Source organism: Azorhizobium oxalatiphilum (assembly GCF_014635325.1).
Lineage (GTDB): Bacteria > Pseudomonadota > Alphaproteobacteria > Rhizobiales > Xanthobacteraceae > Azorhizobium > Azorhizobium oxalatiphilum.
On record NZ_BMCT01000003.1, the window covers coordinates 137,194 to 155,831 of the forward strand.

Consider the following 18,638-nt stretch of genomic DNA (forward strand, 5'->3'; position numbering starts at 1 on the left):
GTCGATCAAGGAGACTGCCATTCTACCCGAGTTGAAGGAACTGCAAAGATGTGTCCCGTAACGGTTCCCACATGCGCAAGCGTTGGCGCGGAACGCGCTCTGTATCGCTTGTGGTCGGGAATGGGTCATCTCAGGCCTGGGGCGGCGTAATGGCGACATCACGTTGAGCCACCCGGATGGAAACGGAAAAGCCGGTCATCACGTCCAGCAGCATGATGCAGACGAGCAAGGCGAAAACGCTGCTGGCCGCCTGCGGCACCATCAGGAATTCCACCACGCCGGCGATCAGCAGCAGCAGGGACAGCATGTGGTCGATAATGGAGCGCGAGGAAATCTTGGTGGCCTTGATGAGCTCGAAGAACAGCACCAGCAGGGAAAAGGCGATGAAGGCCGCGCCGAGCTCCAGGGTCCACGTGCTGCCGGAGGGCAGCGTGAATGTGCCGAGCGTGCCCCGCCAGTCCAGTCCGGGCGTGATGAAGGACAGGATGTTGTAGATGGCGAAGGGGACGATCAGCAGCGGGATCGGGGTCAGCATGGCGGGCTCCTCGGGCGGACGCCGCGCACGGCAGGCAACGAAGCGCCCGGCCATGCGGCGGTGAGCGCAATGGGTCACATATGCCGGTTAAGAAGTCATGGCACCTGACGGTTCATCCGGCCGGGCGTGCATAAGCGGCCGGGGGACGGTGGTCGTCCTCCAGGGCGCAGGTGCTGGCCTTTGATGGTTTGCGGGCGATCCGCGGCGGAATCGCGTCGGTCAGGCATCGTAGCCGGACATGCCGTCGAAGAATCCGGCGATGATCGCCAGCCGTTACGCGGCAGAGACCTGCGGGGAGCCGATTCTGCGCTCCCGCGACTCGCAATGGCGCTTTGCCATGCGGGAATCCGGGCGGCATGCCGCCCGGTCCATCGACCTGCTCAACGGCCCCGCAGGGCCGCCAAGGGCTCAGGCTTCGGTCTTGACCTTGAGGATCTGACGACCGCGATACATGCCGGTCTTCAGGTCGAGGTGGTGCGGACGACGCAGCTCACCCGAATCCTTGTCTTCCACATAGGTGGGCTGCTTCAGCGCGTCGGCCGAACGGCGCATGCCGCGACGGGACGGCGAGGTCTTTCTTTTCGGGACAGCCATCGTCCAAACTCCAAAACGTCCAAATGCCAATGCCTGCTGCGGCGGTTCGCGCAGGCATGCGAAACCTTCATCTCATGTCTGAGAGGCGCGCCTTATACAGCGTTGCGGGCAGAAGCGGAAGGCCCCCCGCGTGGGAAATGGACGCAACCTTGAGGGCAGGGGCACCGCAGCGGCGCCGGCCGATCTTTCCAAGATTTAATGCGCTTTTGCTATCCCAATGAAAGCGCAGATGAAAAGCTGACCCAGCGGCGCCGGCCGTCATCCACGAATCCTTGTGTTGCCTCAAGAAAGCCCCCTTGCCAGCGGATTCAAGCTGCGCAAGGGTGCCGCCCGCTACGGCGAACCGTAATGCGAAGGACATTAGATCCCATGATGCGTACCGCTTCCACCGCCGCTCTGGCGGTCGCTCTCACCGCTTTCGCCTTCAGCGGCCCGGCGTCCGCCCAGACGGCAGCGCCCGGTGCCACCCCGCCCGCCGCCGCTGCGCCCGCGCCTGCTCCCAAGGCCGACACGGTGCTGGAGACGGTGAACGGACAGCCCGTGCGCGGCAGCGATCTCGCGCTCGCGGAAGAGGATATCGGCGCCGGCCTGCCGCAGGTGCAGGGTGCCGCCCGTCAGGAATATATCCTGTCCTTCCTCACCGACATGACCCTGCTGGCCCAGCAGGCTCAGGCGCAGAAGCTCGACCAGACCCCCGAGTTCACCGCCAAGATGAACTATCTGCGCACCAAGGCGCTGATGGAGACGCTGATGGCCGAGGAGGCCAAGAAGGCCGTCACCGAGGACGCCAAGCGCAAGACCTATGACGAGTTCGTCAAGCAGACGAAGCCGGAAGAGGAAGTGCACGCCCGCCATATCCTGGTGGACAGCGAGGCCAAGGCCAAGGAAATCGCCGCCAAGGCGAAGGCCGGCGGCGACTTCGCGGCGCTTGCCAAGGAAAACTCCAAGGACAGCGCGGCCGACGGCGGCGATCTGGGCTACTTCACCAAGGACCAGATGGTACCGGAGTTCGCGGAAGCCGCGTTCAAGCTGAACAAGGGCCAGGTTTCCGACCCGGTGAAGACCCAGTTCGGCTGGCACGTCATCAAGGTCGAGGACAAGCGTCAGAAGCCGGTGCCGACTTTCGAGCAGGTGTCCGACCAGATCGACCAGTATCTGATCCGCAAGGCCCAGTCCGACCTCGTGACCAAGCTGCGCGCCGACGGCAAAGTGGAGAAGACCTCCGCTGCCCCGGCTGCGACGCCGGCTCCGGCCGCGCCCGCGCCGAAGAACTGAGCTGAAGTATAAGCGGCGGGCCTCGCGCCCGCCGCAGGCATCCTGCGGCCCGGCTATCCCTGATAGCTGGGCCGTTTGCGTTTCAGGCGGTTGCGGCCGCGCCGCGCAGAAGCAGGCGGACCCGTGCGGGGAGGGCATCCGGAACGTGGTCGGCATCCGGTGCGGCGATATCCCCGGTGAGCAGGCGCATCCAGGCAAAGCCGAAGATCAGTTCCACCAGCGAGGGCAGGTCCGCCTTGGGTGGAAGGTCGCCACGGGCGATGCCCCGCGCCACCACCTCGCCCACATAGGCGCGCCGATCGGCGAGAAAGCTCTGCAGGGCGGCGAGGGATGCCGGATCCGACTGGGCTTCGGCGATAATGGAGCGGAAGGTCGCGCCGGCCGGCGTGTCCCGCCAGAAGGCAAAGAGGCGGGTCAGGAGCTCAACGAGATCGCCTTCCAGTGTGCCCGTATCCACCCGCAGCACGGTTTCCTTCTGCCTGGCATAGACGTCCATCAGAAGGGCGGAGCGGTTGGGCCACCAGCGATAGATGGTGGGCTTGCCCGCGCCGGCCCGCCGCGCCACGGCCTCGATGCTGAAGCCGGCAAGGCCTGTCTCCGAGAGGATAGCCTCGGCAGCTTCGAGGATGGCGCTGGCGCTGGCCGGGTTCCGGCGGCCGCCGATGGAGGTGCGTCGCGGTGCGGCTTTCCCCTTCGGGGCAACGTCTGCGCTGTGTTCGCCCATCTTCCGTCCCGCCCGGCTGCGACAAGCGTTGACATAAAGGAAGCCGGTCTGTAGCTCAATAATGAAACGAAACGTATCGTTTCTAAAAACTACCCTCCAGAAACACTCAGGTCGCACCATGTCCGAGCCTGCCACCACGCCTGCACCCGCGCCGGTCTGCCGCATCCGTCTTTCGGTGGGGGCCTCCCTCGGCGCCTATCCGGTCATCACCGGCATCCTGTACGGCCTCGCGGAAGTGGCGGGGGACATGGCAGTCTGGCAGAAGACGTTGGCCATCGTTCCGCTGATGGTTCCCTGCATGGTGTTCGCCATCATTCCCGGCGTGCACAAGGTGGGCGGCCGCTGGATACGGCGCTCCCTGCGCTCGTGATCGCCGTCGCCTCGGAGCGACTGGACGTGCCCGCAACCACGAGGTGTGGCGTGTCGCATTCGACCCCTTGCCTATGACATGAAGGTGCGGCACACCGCTCGGGCCAACTCCCCGGGAGGCCTTATGTCCGCGTCCATTTCTCCGCTTGCGCCCAAGTCCCTGCCCGAAGTGCCGCCCGTTCCGGGCGTGTCCTTCGCTACAGCCGAGGCGGGTATCCGCTACAAGGGCCGCACCGACGCGCTTCTGATGGCCTTCGCCAAGGGCACCACCGTCGCCGGCGTGACCACCCGCTCGCTCTGCCCCTCCGCGCCCGTCGAGTGGTGCCGCGAGGCGCTGAAGAAGGGCAAGGCACGCGGTCTTGTGGTGAATTCCGGTAATGCCAATGCCTTCACCGGCCAGAAGGGCCGTGAATCCACCACGCTCACCGCCGAGATCGCCGCCCGCACGCTGGGCTGCAAGCCGGGCGAGATCTTCCTCGCCTCCACCGGCGTCATCGGCGAGCCGCTGGATGCCACCAGGTTCGAAGGCGTGATGGGCGAGATGGCCGGCCGGCTCGAAGCCGGCCCCTGGGAGGCGCCGGCCCGCGCCATCATGACCACGGACACCTTCCCCAAGCTCGCCACCGCGCAGGTGCCGTTCGGCAAGACCACCGTGACCATCGCGGGCATCGCCAAGGGCGCGGGCATGATCGCCCCCGACATGGCGACCATGCTGTCCTTCGTCTTCACCGATGCGCCCATTGCCGCACCGGTGCTGCAGAAGCTGCTCGATAAGCTGGTGGTGAACAGCTTTAACGCCGTGACCATCGACGGCGACACCTCCACCTCCGACACGCTGCTCATGTTCGCCACCGGTGCCGCCAAGGATGTGGGCGCGCCGCAGGTGAAGGATGACGCCGACCCGGTGCTGCGCCCGTTCCGGAAGGCGCTGAAGGAGGTGCTCAACAATCTGGCCGAGCAGGTGGCCCGCGACGGCGAGGGCGCCCGCAAGCTGGTACGCGTGCATGTGTCGGGCGCGGTGTCCAAGAAGTCCGCCCGCCGCATCGCCTTCTCCATCGCCAATTCGCCGCTGGTGAAGACGGCGGTGGCCGGCGAGGATGCCAACTGGGGCCGCGTGGTGATGGCCGTCGGGAAGGCCGGCGAGCCTGCCGACCGCGATCGCCTCGCCATCTCCTTCGGCGACATCCGCGTCGCTGCCGAGGGCGCGCGCGACCCGTCCTATGACGAGGGCGTCGTCTCCGACTACATGAAGGGCGATGTCATCGACATTCGCGTGGACCTCGGCCTCGGCAAGGGTAGCGACCGGGTGCTGACCTGCGACCTCACCAAGGAATACGTGGCCATCAACGGCGATTACCGGTCGTGAAGATCACGCTCGTCGTCGCCTGCGCATTGGTGGATGCGGACAACCGGGTGCTGGTGGCCCAGCGCCCGGAAGGCAAGGCGCTGGCCGGCCTCTGGGAGTTTCCCGGCGGGAAGATGGAGCCCGGAGAGCGTCCCGAGCAGACGCTCATCCGCGAGTTGGACGAGGAACTGGGCATCACCGTGAAGGAGGAGTGCCTGGCACCCCTCACCTTCGCCAGCTTCGGCTATCCCGAGTTCCATCTGCTGATGCCGCTGTGGGTCTGCCGCCGTTGGGAGGGGCAGGTGATCGCCCGCGAGCATACGGCGCTGAAGTGGCTGCGCGCCGGCAAGCTGCGCGACATGCCCATGCCCCCCGCCGATGAGCCGCTGATTCCGCCGCTCATCGATCTTCTCGGCGCCTGAGCGTCACCCGCAGACTTGGAGCGCACCGCCGTTTGGGTGGGTGCGTGACTACCCCTTCAAGGCGTCCCCCAAAATGATGCTTGTGCGTCGAGGGGGACAATGCTGGTTGCAGGCCAAGGGCCTCGCTTGTAAGCATAGATTGATGGTCTTGAAGGTATTTTTAGGTTGTGCAATTTATAGTCTTCGTATTCGGCGTCTGGGGCTTGGAATGGGGATTTTTCGGCTCGTTGCTATAGTCTTGACTGCTCTGTGCCTTGCGTCCTGTGCCTCCGCTCCCGGAGAGACGGATATGCGTGGAGCGGTGGATCGTCTGTTTCGTCAGGAAACGGATACCTACAACGCGCGCATCAAGGCTGAAAACGAGAAGAGCCAACGCGCCCGATATGCGGAACGGCCTTATCCGGTCGTTGCGGCGCTGAGGAAGATCGACTGCGTTCCTGCCTCCGACTCAAAGCCCAAGCCCGGCTTCGTCTGCTATTTCGAGATGACCCTCGACGGCACGCCCCTGAAGCGTCCGGGCCGCTTCTATCTGGATGAGGGCTCCTGGGTTTACGCCCGGCTCTGAAGTCGTCTGCCGCAGAGAGGCTCTATCCACCGGAAGGCTGGTCAAGGTTCAGTCCTGATCCGCAGCGCTTCCGGCTGCGCGCGGGAGGATGCGGAACCGGAGCCTGTCGGGGGCGGTTGCCTTGGGCATACCGGAACTTCGAAAGGTTGCTCCAATGCCCGTTCGACTGCAGATCTCGGCGATGCTGTATCTGATGATCCAGGCGGTGCTGTTCGGCGTCGGCCTGATCGCCATCCTTGCGACGCCTCTGTCCCAGCAGGCGTTCACGCTCATTCCGCTGGTTACACTCGCCACCGCCGCACTGTCCGTTCCGCTGGCCTGGAAGCTGGCGCCGCGTGTGCGTGCGGTCGGATAGGTCGGCTCACACCGCCAGCGGCGCGAGCACGGCCCGCAGCGGCTCGGGTAGCGGAACCGGCCTGCGGGTCTCGCGATCCACATAGACATGGACGAAATGGCCCTGCGCGGCGGCGGTCGCCTCACCGTCGCCGAACAGGCCGATCTCGTAGCGCACCGACGAGCCGCCGAGCCGGGCCACCCGCAAGCCCGCCTCCACCGATTGCGGAAAGGTGAGGCTGCGGAAATAGGAGCAGCGCGTCTCCACCACCAGCCCGATCACGGGACTGCGCTCGGGATCGAGCACGCCGCGACGCATCAGATACTCGTTCACCACCGTGTCGAAGTAGGAATAATAGACCACGTTGTTCACGTGGCCGTAGATATCCATGTCCGCCCAGCGGGTGGTGATGGTGAGCATGTGGGGGAAGCTGCCCCGCGCCAGAGCGACTTCGCGCTCACTCTTGGGCGGATTGGCGGTGTCGGGAGTGGCGTCGCTCATGCCCAGGCGGCCTCATAGATGGCGAGCGCATCCGCCTGCTTCAGCGGACGTGGATTGTTCACCAGAAGCCGGGTCTGCTTCATGGCGTCGGCGGCCAGTTGCGGCAGGTGATGCTGCGGCACGTTCACCTCGCGCAGGGTGCGCGGCAGGCCGAGATCGAGGCTCAGCGCCGCCAGCCGCTCCACGAAAAGCTCGGCCACCGTCTGCGGCGATCCCGCCTTCAAATCCGGAAACACACACGGGGCAAGGGCCGCATAGGCCTCGGCGGCGGCCGGCAGGTTGAAGCGCAGCACGTGCGGCAGCACCAGCGCATTGGTGAGCCCGTGCGGCAGGTGATAATGGCCGCCCAGCGGATAGGCGAGGGCGTGCACCGCCGCCACCGGCGAGTTGGCGAAGGCCTGTCCGGCCAGCAGCGAGCCCAGCAGCATGGCCTTGCGCGCCTCCCGGTCCTGGCCGTGATGCACGGCGGTGCGGATGTTGGCGCCGAGCAGCCGCAGCGCCTCCTGCGCCAGCGCCCGCGAGACGGGGTTGTTGTTGGGGCTGGCGGAGGCATAGGCCTCGATTGCATGCACCATGGCGTCCACGCCGGTGGCGGCGGTCACGGCCGGCGGCAGGCCGAGGGTGAGGTCCGGATCGAGCAGCGCCACATCGGGAATGAGGCAGGCGGAAACCACGCCTTTCTTCTCATTGTGCCCGGTGGTGACGATGGAGATGGGCGTCACCTCCGAGCCGGTGCCGGCAGTGGTGGGCACGAGGATCAGCGGCAGACGCGGCCCGCGCGCGAGGCCGACGCCATAGATGTCGGCCAGCGATTCCTCGCCTTTGGCCAGCAGCGCGGCGAGCTTCGCCACGTCCAGCGAGGAGCCACCTCCGAGCCCCAGCACCCCCTGCGCGCCCATGTCCACCGCCTCGGCGGCGGCGGCCAGCACGATCTCCTCGGGCGGATCGGCCTCCACCTTGTCGAAGATGCGGTGGGCGATACCGGCGGCGCGCAGCACCTCCAGCGCCGGGGCCAGCAGGCCGGCTTTCAGGATGCCGGGATCGGTGACGATGAGGACGCGGGAAACGCCCCGCAGGGCGAACAGATCGGCCACCCGCGTGGCCGCCCCGGCGGCGCAGACGATGGAGGGGGTGGTGTTGAACACGAACCCGGGCATGGCATCTCCTCGCATGATCCGCTGGCGCGGGTGGCCGTCCGCGCGGCCTTGTCCCGGATGCTGACCATGTTTGCGTTGCCGTTCAAGCCCGCGATGTTTGAGCCGATGGCCAAGATTGTGCGGGACCGGCGGATGCCGATCCGGCACTCTGGCAAGCCTGAGAAACCGGGAGGGCAAAATGACCGATACATCCATGTCCGAGGAGGCGCCACCCACCACGGTATCGCCCGCCTTCGGCTTCGTGACGCCGGAGGTGCTGGCGTCGGTGAGCGGGCTGGATTTCCTGTCCGGCATCGTCGAGGGCCGCTTTCCCCAGCCGCCCATCTTCGCCCTGTTCGGCTTCGGGTTCGGGGCACTGGAGCGCGGGCGGGTGGTGTTTACCGGTACGCCGGATCAGCGCCACTACAATCCGCTCGGCAGCGTCCATGGCGGCTATGCGGCCACCGTGCTCGATTCCTGCATGGGATGCGCGGTGCATTCCACGCTGGAGAAGGGGCGCGGCTACACCACGCTTGAATTCAAGGTGAGCTTCCTGCGCCCGATGACGGACCGCACCGGCCCCGTTACCGCTGAGGGCCGGGTGCTGGCTGCGGGACGCCGCACGGCGACGGCGGAGGGTTCGCTGACTGATGCGAAAGGGCGCCTCCTCGCCCACGCCACCACCACCTGTCTGGTGTTCGATATCGGGACGTCGGATTCGGGAGGCTGAGGCAGGCGTTGGGCGGGGAGCGCCTTACCCGCCCGAGCAACTGTTCGAGAACAGGATCTGGCGGCGGCCGGCACGTTCGAACTGTTTCACCAGATAGCCGGTCCGCCCGCCATAGCGGACCTGGCACCACTCCTGCCCATCTCCCTGCTGGCCGCAACTGATGGCCGTGACGCACTGGTTCGGCGCGATCTGCGTCTCGATGGACGAGCGCAGGGAGGGCGCCCGCCGCAGGTTGGCCGGATAGACGACGCGCACGCTCTGGGTCTGCCCCGGCATGAGGCTCGGGGCCGAGATGTCCTCGCCCGCGGCGCAGCGTTCGGACTGGCCATAATAGACGATGCATCTCTGCGGCGCCTGTCCTGCCTGCCCGGCCTGTGCCGGTGCGCCGGCGCGGGTCAGCGAGATGGCCTGTCCCTTTGTGGTGCCGCCGCTGAGGCGCCCATAGTCACCGCGCAGGGTGGCGAAGATGTTGCCGCTCGTGTCCAGAAGAAGGAGGCGCCCCCGCTCGCTGCGCCAGCGCGACAGGGCGGCGAGCGGAAATTCGCATCCGGCCGCGCTTGCCAGTTGCCCGCCCATGATGCTGCCCGCCGATTGCAGGTCCACGGTGCAACTGTGCTGCTGGCCGAAATTGTCCACGAAGTGCGCCGACCAGCGCCCGGCGAAGGGCGTCCCGCCGGCCGGCTGTGCGGATGCGGGTGCGATGAAGGCAACAAGCAGAAGGGTGAGTGCCATCATGGCGTAAGACGCCGCCTGCCATGGCCGGGTGCGTTGACGCCCGAGCGCCTCAATGGCGCTGTTGCCTCGTTCGTCCCTTCGCACCGTGTCGTCCTCCATTGCCGCAAGCGGGAAGGACATTACCGGATGATCTGTGACGGTCGATAGAGCAATCCCGCAGAAGTGTGCGCGGTCCTGCGCAAGGAATTGCGATGAAACAACACGTTAGCGGTTGAGGGCGAGATCGCCTCAGGAGGTGCCCTGATCCCCCGCCGTGTCTGGCCCCAGTTCACGGGTATTGAGCGCATCGGCGAGACGCATCTTGGCGGAGCCGGGGCGCAGCGGCTTCTGCTGGCTCTCGTCCGGCGCCCAGCCGGACAGCCACACGATCTCGAACGTTGCCCGCACCCGCCCGTCGGGATCGGAGAAGCGCTCGGCATAGACCTCAGCCGCCCGCAGCAGGGTCGCCCGGCGCAGCGGCGTGCGGCGGCGCTCCAGCAGCACGTTGCCGGCGCCCATGCGGCGCAGGTCCGACATCAGGCCGAAGGGCGAGGAATAGCGCACCACCACCCGGTCCACGTCCGTGACCGGCAAGGCGAAGCCGGCGCGCTGCAGCAGACCGCCGAGATCGCGCACATCGGCGAACGGGGCCACGCGTGGCGAGAGGCCGCCGGTGGTCTCCGTCTCGGCCACCGTGAACGCCTCGCGCAGTTCGGACAGGCTGGCGCCGCCGATGAAGGCGGCGAGGAACAGGCCGTCCGGTCGCAGCGCCCGGCGCACCTGCGCGAACGTGCCGGGCAGATCGTTGACCAGTTGCAGGGACAAAGCGGACACGACGAGATCGAGCGCGCCATTGCCGAAGGGCAGGGCTTCCTCATCCGCCACCACGGCGGGTGCGCGGCCTGCGAGCCCCTCGGGCAGCGGTGCGGCGGTAAACAGGGTGCCGATGCCGGGATGGCCGGCCAGCGCCCGGGAGAGGGCATCCGTGGGCGTGCCGAGGTCCACGGCCTTGTCGAACCGCCGCTTCACGGTGGCGAGGCGATCGGCCAGATCTTCCGCCGCCCGTTCCAGCAGGAAGGGCTCCGGCCCGAGGCGGGCGGCACGGGCCTGGCGGCGGCGGAGCAGGGCACGATCGAAGACGTCTGGCTGGCTCATGTCCCGCATATAATCGGTCCCGAAGGGCGGCGCATCCACCCTCCGGGACCGGGACACCGATTTCCCGAGGCGGGGCCTTGCCTCCGCTTCGGATGACCGGCGCCGATGGTTCACATGCGCAGGACGATGCGGCCGTCGATGCCGCCCTTTTCCATGCGCGCGAAGATGTCGTTGATGTTGTCCAGCGTATCCCACGAATAATGGGCGGCCACCTGACCGTTGCCGGCGAACTCAAGCGCCTCTTCCAGATCCTGCCGCGTGCCCACGATGGAGCCGCGCACGGTGATGCGCTTCAGCACCGTATCGAAGATGGGCATGGCGAACATGCCCGGAGGCAGGCCGCACAGCGCCATGGTGCCGTGCGAGCGCAGCATGGCGAATGCCTGCTCGAACGCCTTGGGCGAGACGGCGGTGACGAGCACGCCATGCACGCCGCCGATGGCCTTCTGCAACGCGGCGCCGGGATCGGTCTCACGGGCATTGATGACGATTTCCGCGCCGAGCGCGGTGGCGAGCGCCAGCTTGTCCTTATGCACGTCGATGGCGGCCACATGCATGCCCATGGCCTTGGCGTACTGGACCGCCATGTGGCCGAGGCCGCCGATGCCGGAGATGGCGACCCATTCGCCGGGCTTCACCTCGGTTTCCTTCAGGCCCTTGTAGACGGTGACGCCGGCGCACAGCACGGGCGCGGCCGGGCCCCAATCCAGATTGTCCGGGAGGCGGCCGACGTAATTGGGATCGGCGAGCGCATATTCGGCGAAACTGCCGTTGACCGAATAGCCGGTATTCTGCTGGTCGGCGCACAGCGTCTCCCAGCCGGTGCGGCAATGGGGGCAATAGCCGCAGGCGGTGTGCAGCCACGGAATGCCGACGCGGTCGCCTTCCTTCACCCGCTTCACGGAGCGGCCGACGCCGACCACCGTGCCGACGCCCTCGTGGCCGGGAATGAAGGGCGGATTGGGCTTCACCGGCCAGTCGCCGTTCACGGCGTGAAGGTCGGTATGGCAGACGCCGGTGGCAGCGATGCGGACGAGGATCTGTTCCGGGCCGGGCTCGGGCACCGGCACCTGCTCGATCACCAGCGGCTTGCCGAATGCATGGGCGACAGCTGCCTTCATCATCTTGGTCATGCTGCGAACTCCTTGTTCCGTCGAGCACACTGCAATGAGCGCGCAGTCACCTTGATCCGCATCAAGGGACGGCACGCTGTATTGCCGCGCGTTCGGGGCGATGGGCAGGGGGCGTAACACGCCATTGTGAGGTGGAGCGGACGTGGTCTTGACCTTGATCAACGTCAGCTGAACCGCCGCCGTCGATCCTTCCAAGCCATTAGAACAACGTCATGTTTCATGACGTTGCGGAAGCTATCCGCCCCACGGCTCCGGGGATTGCCGCGCATGGAAATAGGGCGCGTTCGGTCGCGCGGCGCGGTGAAACGCCGGTGCTCATCAAGGGAAGACGACCATGGCCTATGCGACGACCAATCCCTATACCGGCGAAGTGGTGAAAACCTTCCCGGATGCCACCGACGCGGACGTGGCCTCGGCCATCGAAAAGGCGCATGTGGCATTCCTCGGCTGGCGCGAGACCTCGTTCGCGCAGCGCGCGCAGGTGATGCAGAAAGCTGCTGATCTTCTGCGCAGGAATGAAGAGTCCTGCGCCCGCCTGCTGACGCTGGAGATGGGCAAGCTGCTGGGCGAGGCGAAGGCCGAGGTGGAGCTGTCGGCCCGCATCTTCGAATATTATGCGCAGAAGGCGGAAGCCCTGCTGGCGCCCGAGAAACTGCCGGTGGCGGATCCTGCGGAGGGCGAGGCGGTGCTGGTGTGCGAGCCGCTCGGCGTGCTGCTCGCGATCGAGCCCTGGAACTTCCCCTATTACCAGATCGCCCGCATCATCGCCCCGCAGCTCTCTGCGGGAAACACCATGCTGCTGAAGCACGCCTCCAACGTGCCGCAGAGCGCGGCACTGTTCGAGGCCCTGATGCTGGAAGCCGGCCTTCCGGCCGGCGCCTTCCAGAACCTGTATGCCACCCGCTCCCAGATCGAGATGATCCTCAATGACCCCCGCGTGCATGGTGTGGCGTTGACCGGCTCCGAAGGCGCGGGCGCCACCATTGCCGCACAGGCGGGCAAGGCACTGAAGAAATCCACCATGGAACTGGGTGGTGCCGACGCCTTCGTGGTGCTGGCGGATGCGGATCTGGAGAAGACCGTCAAATGGGCGGTGTTCGGCCGCCACTGGAACGGCGGTCAGGTCTGCGTCTCGTCCAAGCGCATGATCATCGTGGATCAGCTCTACGATGCCTTCCTGGAGAAGTATAAGGCGGGTGTCGCTGCGCTGCGCGCGGGCGATCCGCTCGATCCCGAAACCACGCTCGCCCCACTCTCCTCGCAGGGCGCTGCGGACGAGGTGAAGGAGAAGATCCGCGAGGCGGTGGGCCATGGCGCCACGGCCACGGAAGTCGGGCCGGCTGTGCCCAATCAGGGCGCCTTCGTGCAGCCGACCATCCTCACCGATCTCGGTGACGACAACCCCGCCCGCTACTGGGAGTTCTTCGGGCCGGTGTCCATGCTGTTCCGCGCCAAAGACGAGGACGATGCGGTGCGCATCGCCAACGACTCGCCCTTCGGTCTCGGCGGCTCGGTCTTCACCTCCGATGTGAAGCACGGGGCCGAGGTGGCCAAGCGCATCTCCACCGGCATGGTGTTCGTGAACCACCCCACCATGGTGAAGGCGGACCTGCCCTTCGGCGGCATCCGCCGCTCGGGCTACGGGCGCGAGCTGCTGGGCCTGGGCATCAAGGAGTTCGTCAACCACAAGCTCATCGACGTGGTCGATATCGACGCCCCGTTCTGAGCCTGTGGCTGCGACATCCCCCGCGTGCTCTCCCCTTCGCGCGGGGGATGTCGCCTAATCATGATCGGATGATCATTTTTTCTCCGACGGCGGTCATTCCGGCTCGATGCCTGCGGCCTTGGTGATCTCTGCCCACTTCTTCGTCTCCGAATCCACGAAGCTCGCCAGCTCGGCGGGCGTGGAGGAGGACGGTTCGATGCCGGCGCCCACCAGCGTGTCCTGCACGCTCTTGTCGCCCATGGCCTTCACCATGGCGGCGTTGAGCTTGTCGATGACATCCTTCGGCGTCTTGGCGGGGGCGAAGGCGGCGAACCAGGCGGTCAGCTCATAATCCTTGATGCCTGCCTCACGCATGGTGGGCAGGTCCTTCGCCAGAGGCGAGCGCTCGGCGCTCGACACGCCCAGCGCCTTCAGCTTGCCGGCGCGGGCCGAGGGCAGCGTGGTGGAGATGTCGGCGAACATCAGCTGCACCTGCCCGCCGAGCAGGTCCGTGACCGCCTGCGGGTTGGACTTGTAGGGCACGTAGAGGATGTCCACGCCGGTGGACGACTTCAGCATCTCCACCGCAAGACGGGAGGAGGTGGAGCCGGCGCCGAAGGAGAGCTTGCCGGGATTGGCCTTGGCGTAGGCGATCAGCTCCTGCGTGGTGTTGGCAGGCACGGAGGGGTTCACCACCAGCGCCAGCGTGATGCCACCGAGCCGGGTGATGGGCGCGAAATCCTTGACGTGATCGTAGGAGAGCTTCTTCACCAGCGCCTGATTGGAGGCGTGGGTGGAGTTGGAGGTGATGAGCACCGTGTAGCCGTCCGGCGCCGCGCGGGCGACCTGCGTGGCGGCGATCTGGCCGTTGGCGCCGGGCACGTTCTCCACCACCACGGTCTGGCCGAGCTGGGCGGAGACGCTCTGCCCCAGCACGCGCGCCAGCGTATCGGTGGCGCTGCCGGCGGCGAAGGGCACCACGAAGCGGATGTTCTTTGAGGGGTAGGTGTCAGCCATTGCCGGCGCGGCGGTGAGACACAAGGCAAGGCCGGCAAGGGCAGCCCGGCGCGTCAGGGTGAAGGACATTGGCGTTTCCTCTTGAGGGTTTGGTCTTGTTTGGGGGCCTTATCGGTCTTCGATAACGCGCAGGGCCCGCAGCACGTCTTCGGTGGGTTCCAGCTCCAGTTCCAGCAGGCGGAAGGAGAGGCTCTTGCCGTGTCCGTCGAGGCCGAGCGAGGCGTTCACCCCGCCTTCCAGCACATCGTCCAGCACGAAATTGAAGGCGCCGAGGTTCGGCAGGTCGTAGCGCACAACCTTGGAAGGATGGCGCGCGGAAAATAGCGCCGCCACCGCCTCCGGCGTCACCTGCGCGGCGAGCGGCGCATAGGCTTCCGGCACGCGGCAGACGAGCGCGAGGTTGAGGCGGTTGCCCTTGTCGCCGGCACGGGCGTGGGCGAGGCGATGCAGCAGCAGGGGGGCGTTCATGGCTGTGCTCCCAGCAGCGTGGCCTTGGGAGATGTCATCCCCCGCTCAATAAGGCAGGAGGCGCTGGAGAGCCGGGGCGTCATGTGCTTGCGCACGCCGGCGCCGCCTGCGGGGCCGGCACAATAGAGGCCCTCCACTTCATCCAGCAGCATCTCCAGCTCGGCCTTGTCAGTGGATTGGGCGGAGAAGCGCAGGCGCACATCCTCCCGCTCGGTCTCAAAGAGGGGGGCGAGGGTCGCGCCGCCGGTATCGTTGAAGACGGAGGTGAGGCCGATGGCATCCACACGCAGCTTGAGCCCGGGCGCGCGGCGGGCGAGGCGGGTGCGCACCACCTCTGCCGCGAGGCGGGCGCGGGCGCTGGCATTGGGGCCGGCATAGGAGATTTCCGCTTCTGCCAGTTGGCCGGCCTCGAAGCAGACGGTGGCCTTCAGGGTATCCGGGCGCGGCTTTCCGCGCGCGCCGCTCACCCGCACGCGGTCGGAGCCGACCTCCTCCACGCGAGTGTCGGTGATGTCCAGCACCACGTCGGGGGTGAGATAGGCGGCCGGGTCGTGGATCTCATAGAGCATCTGCTCAATCACGGTGAAGCGGTCGATGCGCCCGCCCGTGCCTTCCGGCTTAGTGACGAGGATGCCGCCGTCGCGGCCGATCTCCAGAATGGGAAAGCCCACGTCGTCGAGGCCGGGCACGTCCTTCACGCCGGGATCGGCGAAATAGCCGCCGGAGACCTGACTGCCACATTCCAGCAGATGGCCGGCCAGCGTGCCGGCGGCGAGCCGGTCCCAGTCGTCCTCGGCCCAGCCGAACACATGCAGCAGCGGGCCGAGGGCAAGCGCCGGATCGGCCACGCGCCCCGTCACCACGATATCGGCGCCCAGCGCCAGCGCTTCTGCGATGGGCGCGGCACCGAGATAGACGTCGGCGGACGTGATGGCGCTGCGGCCCTTCAATAGCGTTCCGCCGGTCTCGCGGGCGGCAAGCTCGCTGACCGAGAGGCGGTCGTCGATCTCCGAGCCGGTGACGATGCCGATGCGCGGCGCATGGCCGAGGTCGCGGGCCATCTGCGCGATGCGCTCCGCTGCCGCCTGCGGATTGGCGGCGCCGAAATTGCCGATGATGCGGATGCCGGAGGCCAGGCAGTCGGCGAGCACAGGCGCCAGCAGTTTCTCCAATGCCGGGCTGTAGCCCTTGGAGGGATCGGACTTCCGGGCCAACTGGCACAAAGCAAGCGTGCGCTCCGCCAGCGTTTCGAACATGAGGAAGCGCGGCCCCTCCATGCGCGCCAGCGCCGCCACCACGGGCACGGCGGCGTCCGTGCGGTCGCCAGCAAAGCCCGCGCCCGAACCGATGCGAACAAGGTCCGCCATCTTGTTTCCTCCCGGAGCCGGATCGCTTCAGATGGAATTCATCTGGAAGCGTGAATCCGTCTCTAAAACTTTGATCCTTCCCGTCTGCGCGGGTTGAAGGGGAGGTTGCAGGCGTCAATTCATTACGTCAAATAATGTGAAAATATGAACTCATAGGCTTGAGCGATGAATATCACCGTCCGCCAACTGGAAGTCTTCGCCTGCGCTGCACGGGCCATGAGTTTCACGCAGGCGGCGGCGCAGCTCGGCATCTCGCAGCCGGCTTTGTCGGAGAGCATAAGGCGCATGGAAAGCGAGCTGGGGCTGCGCCTGTTTGATCGCACAACCCGCAAGCTCAGCCTTACCCGCGAGGGGCGGGCGCTGGTGGGGCTGGCGGAGGAGGTGGCGCGGGATGTGCGCGCCGGCCTGCAGGACATCGCCGCACGCGGCGGCCGGCGTCCGCGCGTCACGGTGGCCCTGCTGCCCTCCATCGCCGCCGCTTTGCTGCCGAAGGCGGCGGATGCCTTGCGGCAGGATTTTCCCGATGTGGAGCTCACCGTCTGCGACGTTCTGCACGAGCGGGCAGTGGCCATGGTGGAGGATGGCATCGCCGATCTCGCCGTTACCATGCGCCCGGCGAGCGAGCTTCTGGCCTATGAGCCCCTGGGCTCCGACCGGGTGCATCTGCTCATGCGCGCAGGCCATCCGCTGGCTGGTCGCGGGCCGCTGCCCTGGGCTGTACTCACCGGGCATGATTTCGTGGCGCTCGCCCGCACCACCTCGGTGCGCAAGCTGGTGGAAAGCGGGCTCGCTGCCGCCGATGTGGCGGTGGTGCCTCGTTTCGAGGTGGAGCAGATCCCCTCTGCTTACGCGCTGGTGGCGGCGGGGCTCGGCGTGACAGCCCTGCCGGAACTCACCTTCGCCATGATCCCGCGCACCGGCGTGGTGACGCGCCTGCTGGACAAGCCGGCGGTGGCCCGCGCCTTCGGTCTCATCACACGGGCGGAGCGGCCCTTGTCGCCGGTGGCGGAGGCGCTGGCGCGGGGGCTTCGGGCGGCCTTTGCGAGCTATAGGCCATTGATCGGCGGGGGCAGGGCGGCTACTCAGCAAGGCTAAGAACCGAGCCCTTAGAGCCGGATGCGCCCGCAAGGGGTGCTGTGTTCCCACTTTGAGGAGCTTCGAGGAAACGCCATGCCGTCTGATCGTGAGATCCTGCTCGCCCTGTTCGATGTCGCGCTGAACGCCGCCGTGCCGGAAGGCAAGTTCGAGGGCCGCCTGCCCGAGCCGCCCAAGGGGCGCACCATCGTCATCGGCGCCGGCAAGGCCTCCGCCCGCATGGCGCGCGCCTTCGAAAAGGAATGGGGCCGTCCTTGCGAGGGGCTGATCGTGACCCGCTACGGCCATGGCTGCGAGACGCAGTATGTGGAGATCGTCGAGGCCTCCCATCCGGTGCCGGATCAGGCCGGCTTCGATGCCGCCCGGCGCATTCTGGAACTCGCCCGCTCGGCGGGGCCGGATGATCTCGTCGTCTGCCTCATGTCCGGCGGCGCTTCCGCGCTGCTGACCCAGCCGGCCGAGGGGCTGACGCTTGCCGACAAACAGGCGCTGAACCAGCAGTTGCTCAAGTCCGGCGCGCCCATTGGCATCATGAACAAGGTGCGCAAGTCCATGTCCGCCATCAAGGGCGGGCGGCTCGCCGCCGCCATCGCCCCGGCGCGGGCGGTGACGTATCTCATTTCCGACGTTCCGGGCGATGATCCCGGCGCCATCGGCTCCGGCCCCACCATCCCCGAGGCGTCGGACCCCGACGAGGTGCTTCGCCTGATGCGGGCCTATGGCATCGAGGTGACGCCGCAACTGGAGCAGGTGATCCGCACCAACGTCGTCTCGGGCGATCCGCTGCCGGGGCAGGAGGTGCACATGATCGCCACCCCGCTCATGGCGCTGCAGGCGGCCGAGGCGAAGGCGAAGGAATTCGGTCTCGCCACGCTCATTCTCGGCGATGCCATCGAGGGCGAGGCACGCGAGGCGGCTACCGTGTTCGCCGGCATCGCGCGCTCCGCGGCCACCCATGGCCTGCCGGCGGGCGCGCCTTGCGTGCTGCTGTCGGGCGGAGAGACCACGGTGACTGTGCGCGGCAAGGGGCGCGGTGGGCGCAATGTGGAGTTCCTGCTGGCGCTGGCCGTGGCACTGAAGGGCGAAAAGGGCATCAGCGCCATCGCCTGCGATACGGACGGGGTGGACGGCACCGAGGACAATGCGGGCGCCTGGTTCGACGAGGCCGTGCTGACGGATGCCAAGGCCAAGGGTATCTCGGCAGACGACCATCTGGCCAACAATGACGGCTACAGCTTCTTCTCGGCGCTGGACCGACTGGTGGTGACGGGGCCGACGCTCACCAACGTCAACGACTTCCGCGCCATCCTCATCCGCTGAGGCATCGGCCTCGCTCTGCCGCGCTGCGCATGATTGTGCGGCGCAGCAGATGCGCGTCATTCGCATGACGCGCGCAAAAGTCCCACGCTCTCAATCGCTTGCCATGTACATGGCAAGATGTTGGCACTGCTCGC

The 18,638-nt window shown here is 66.9% G+C and carries 21 protein-coding genes; 10 read left to right on the plus strand and 11 right to left on the minus strand.

Annotation, left to right across the window (positions count from 1 at the left end):
• Window positions 1-130 precede the first annotated feature (130 nt).
• Together IEW24_RS12635 and rpmF are read right to left on the minus strand one after the other, a co-directional pair.
• Complete coding sequence (locus IEW24_RS12635; RefSeq protein ID WP_188579064.1) at window positions 131-535, minus strand: hypothetical protein; 405 nt, start codon at window positions 533-535, stop codon at window positions 131-133.
• Window positions 536-943: 408 nt separating this feature from the next.
• Window positions 944-1,129, minus strand: a complete 186-nt coding sequence (rpmF, locus tag IEW24_RS12640; protein ID WP_188579066.1) for a 50S ribosomal protein L32 — start codon at window positions 1,127-1,129, stop codon at window positions 944-946.
• A 369-nt stretch (window positions 1,130-1,498) separates the two neighbouring features.
• On the opposite strand from rpmF, the gene IEW24_RS12645 reads away from it, so the two are divergent.
• Window positions 1,499-2,404 carry a peptidylprolyl isomerase gene (locus tag IEW24_RS12645; protein WP_244644355.1) on the plus strand — a complete coding sequence of 302 codons (906 nt, stop codon included), beginning with the start codon at window positions 1,499-1,501 and terminating at the stop codon, window positions 2,402-2,404.
• Between the two features lie 82 nt (window positions 2,405-2,486).
• On the opposite strand, the gene IEW24_RS12650 is transcribed toward IEW24_RS12645, so the two are convergent.
• Window positions 2,487-3,128 (minus strand): TetR/AcrR family transcriptional regulator, encoded by a 642-nt coding sequence (locus IEW24_RS12650; RefSeq protein ID WP_188579068.1) that lies wholly within the window; start codon window positions 3,126-3,128, stop codon window positions 2,487-2,489.
• Between the two features lie 118 nt (window positions 3,129-3,246).
• Here IEW24_RS12650 and IEW24_RS12655 point away from each other — a divergent pair, with 118 nt between their 5' ends.
• From IEW24_RS12655 to IEW24_RS12675, 5 genes are all read left to right on the plus strand, one after another.
• The gene (locus IEW24_RS12655; RefSeq protein WP_188579070.1) at window positions 3,247-3,498 is read left to right on the plus strand and encodes a putative antibiotic biosynthesis monooxygenase; all 252 of its coding nucleotides are present in this window, start codon (window positions 3,247-3,249) and stop codon (window positions 3,496-3,498) included.
• A 123-nt stretch (window positions 3,499-3,621) separates the two neighbouring features.
• On the plus strand, window positions 3,622-4,863 hold the full coding sequence (gene argJ / locus IEW24_RS12660; protein WP_188579072.1) for a bifunctional glutamate N-acetyltransferase/amino-acid acetyltransferase ArgJ: 1,242 nt from the start codon (window positions 3,622-3,624) through the stop codon (window positions 4,861-4,863).
• The gene (locus IEW24_RS12665; RefSeq protein ID WP_188579074.1) at window positions 4,860-5,264 is read left to right on the plus strand and encodes a (deoxy)nucleoside triphosphate pyrophosphohydrolase; all 405 of its coding nucleotides are present in this window, start codon (window positions 4,860-4,862) and stop codon (window positions 5,262-5,264) included. Before argJ ends, IEW24_RS12665 begins: the two co-directional genes overlap by 4 nt.
• A 289-nt stretch (window positions 5,265-5,553) precedes the next feature.
• Complete coding sequence (locus IEW24_RS12670; RefSeq protein WP_188579075.1) at window positions 5,554-5,829, plus strand: hypothetical protein; 276 nt, start codon at window positions 5,554-5,556, stop codon at window positions 5,827-5,829.
• A gap of 154 nt (window positions 5,830-5,983) precedes the next feature.
• Entirely contained in the window at window positions 5,984-6,184 is a 201-nt protein-coding gene (locus tag IEW24_RS12675; RefSeq protein ID WP_188579078.1) for a hypothetical protein, read from the plus strand.
• A 6-nt stretch (window positions 6,185-6,190) separates the two neighbouring features.
• On the opposite strand, the gene IEW24_RS12680 is transcribed toward IEW24_RS12675, so the two are convergent.
• Both IEW24_RS12680 and IEW24_RS12685 read right to left on the minus strand, forming a co-directional pair.
• Window positions 6,191-6,583: an acyl-CoA thioesterase gene (locus tag IEW24_RS12680; protein ID WP_244644410.1), complete on the minus strand. Its 393-nt coding sequence runs from the start codon at window positions 6,581-6,583 to the stop codon at window positions 6,191-6,193.
• 77 nt (window positions 6,584-6,660) lie between these two features.
• Window positions 6,661-7,821, minus strand: coding sequence for an iron-containing alcohol dehydrogenase (locus tag IEW24_RS12685; RefSeq protein ID WP_188579083.1), 1,161 nt, complete (start codon window positions 7,819-7,821; stop codon window positions 6,661-6,663).
• A 178-nt stretch (window positions 7,822-7,999) separates the two neighbouring features.
• Between IEW24_RS12685 and IEW24_RS12690 the strand changes: the two genes are divergently transcribed.
• Window positions 8,000-8,530, plus strand: a complete 531-nt coding sequence (locus IEW24_RS12690) for a PaaI family thioesterase (protein WP_244644356.1) — start codon at window positions 8,000-8,002, stop codon at window positions 8,528-8,530.
• Window positions 8,531-8,554: 24 nt separating this feature from the next.
• Here the strand turns inward: IEW24_RS12690 and IEW24_RS12695 are convergent, their stop codons facing one another.
• The 3 genes from IEW24_RS12695 to IEW24_RS12705 form a co-directional block, all read right to left on the minus strand.
• Entirely contained in the window at window positions 8,555-9,265 is a 711-nt protein-coding gene (locus IEW24_RS12695) for an SH3 domain-containing protein (protein ID WP_188579087.1), read from the minus strand.
• Between the two features lie 228 nt (window positions 9,266-9,493).
• Window positions 9,494-10,399, minus strand: coding sequence for a class I SAM-dependent methyltransferase (locus IEW24_RS12700; RefSeq protein WP_188579089.1), 906 nt, complete (start codon window positions 10,397-10,399; stop codon window positions 9,494-9,496).
• Between the two features lie 110 nt (window positions 10,400-10,509).
• The gene (locus IEW24_RS12705; protein WP_188579091.1) at window positions 10,510-11,532 is read right to left on the minus strand and encodes a zinc-dependent alcohol dehydrogenase; all 1,023 of its coding nucleotides are present in this window, start codon (window positions 11,530-11,532) and stop codon (window positions 10,510-10,512) included.
• 334 nt (window positions 11,533-11,866) lie between these two features.
• Between IEW24_RS12705 and IEW24_RS12710 the strand changes: the two genes are divergently transcribed.
• Window positions 11,867-13,258 (plus strand): NAD-dependent succinate-semialdehyde dehydrogenase, encoded by a 1,392-nt coding sequence (locus IEW24_RS12710; protein WP_188579093.1) that lies wholly within the window; start codon window positions 11,867-11,869, stop codon window positions 13,256-13,258.
• 93 nt (window positions 13,259-13,351) lie between these two features.
• On the opposite strand, the gene IEW24_RS12715 is transcribed toward IEW24_RS12710, so the two are convergent.
• Genes IEW24_RS12715 through IEW24_RS12725 form a run of 3 tightly spaced genes read right to left on the minus strand, consistent with a single transcriptional unit; the run spans window position 13,352 to window position 16,089 of the window.
• Window positions 13,352-14,323, minus strand: a complete 972-nt coding sequence (locus tag IEW24_RS12715) for a Bug family tripartite tricarboxylate transporter substrate binding protein (RefSeq protein ID WP_188579095.1) — start codon at window positions 14,321-14,323, stop codon at window positions 13,352-13,354.
• A gap of 39 nt (window positions 14,324-14,362) precedes the next feature.
• Window positions 14,363-14,722 carry an AtuA-related protein gene (locus IEW24_RS12720; RefSeq protein WP_188579098.1) on the minus strand — a complete coding sequence of 120 codons (360 nt, stop codon included), beginning with the start codon at window positions 14,720-14,722 and terminating at the stop codon, window positions 14,363-14,365.
• Window positions 14,719-16,089, minus strand: coding sequence for an acyclic terpene utilization AtuA family protein (locus IEW24_RS12725; RefSeq protein WP_188579100.1), 1,371 nt, complete (start codon window positions 16,087-16,089; stop codon window positions 14,719-14,721). Before IEW24_RS12725 ends, IEW24_RS12720 begins: the two co-directional genes overlap by 4 nt.
• A gap of 165 nt (window positions 16,090-16,254) precedes the next feature.
• On the opposite strand from IEW24_RS12725, the gene IEW24_RS12730 reads away from it, so the two are divergent.
• Window positions 16,255-17,184, plus strand: coding sequence for a LysR family transcriptional regulator (locus IEW24_RS12730; RefSeq protein ID WP_188579102.1), 930 nt, complete (start codon window positions 16,255-16,257; stop codon window positions 17,182-17,184).
• A gap of 75 nt (window positions 17,185-17,259) precedes the next feature.
• Window positions 17,260-18,504: a glycerate kinase type-2 family protein gene (locus IEW24_RS12735; RefSeq protein ID WP_188579104.1), complete on the plus strand. Its 1,245-nt coding sequence runs from the start codon at window positions 17,260-17,262 to the stop codon at window positions 18,502-18,504.
• Window positions 18,505-18,638: the final 134 nt, after the last annotated feature.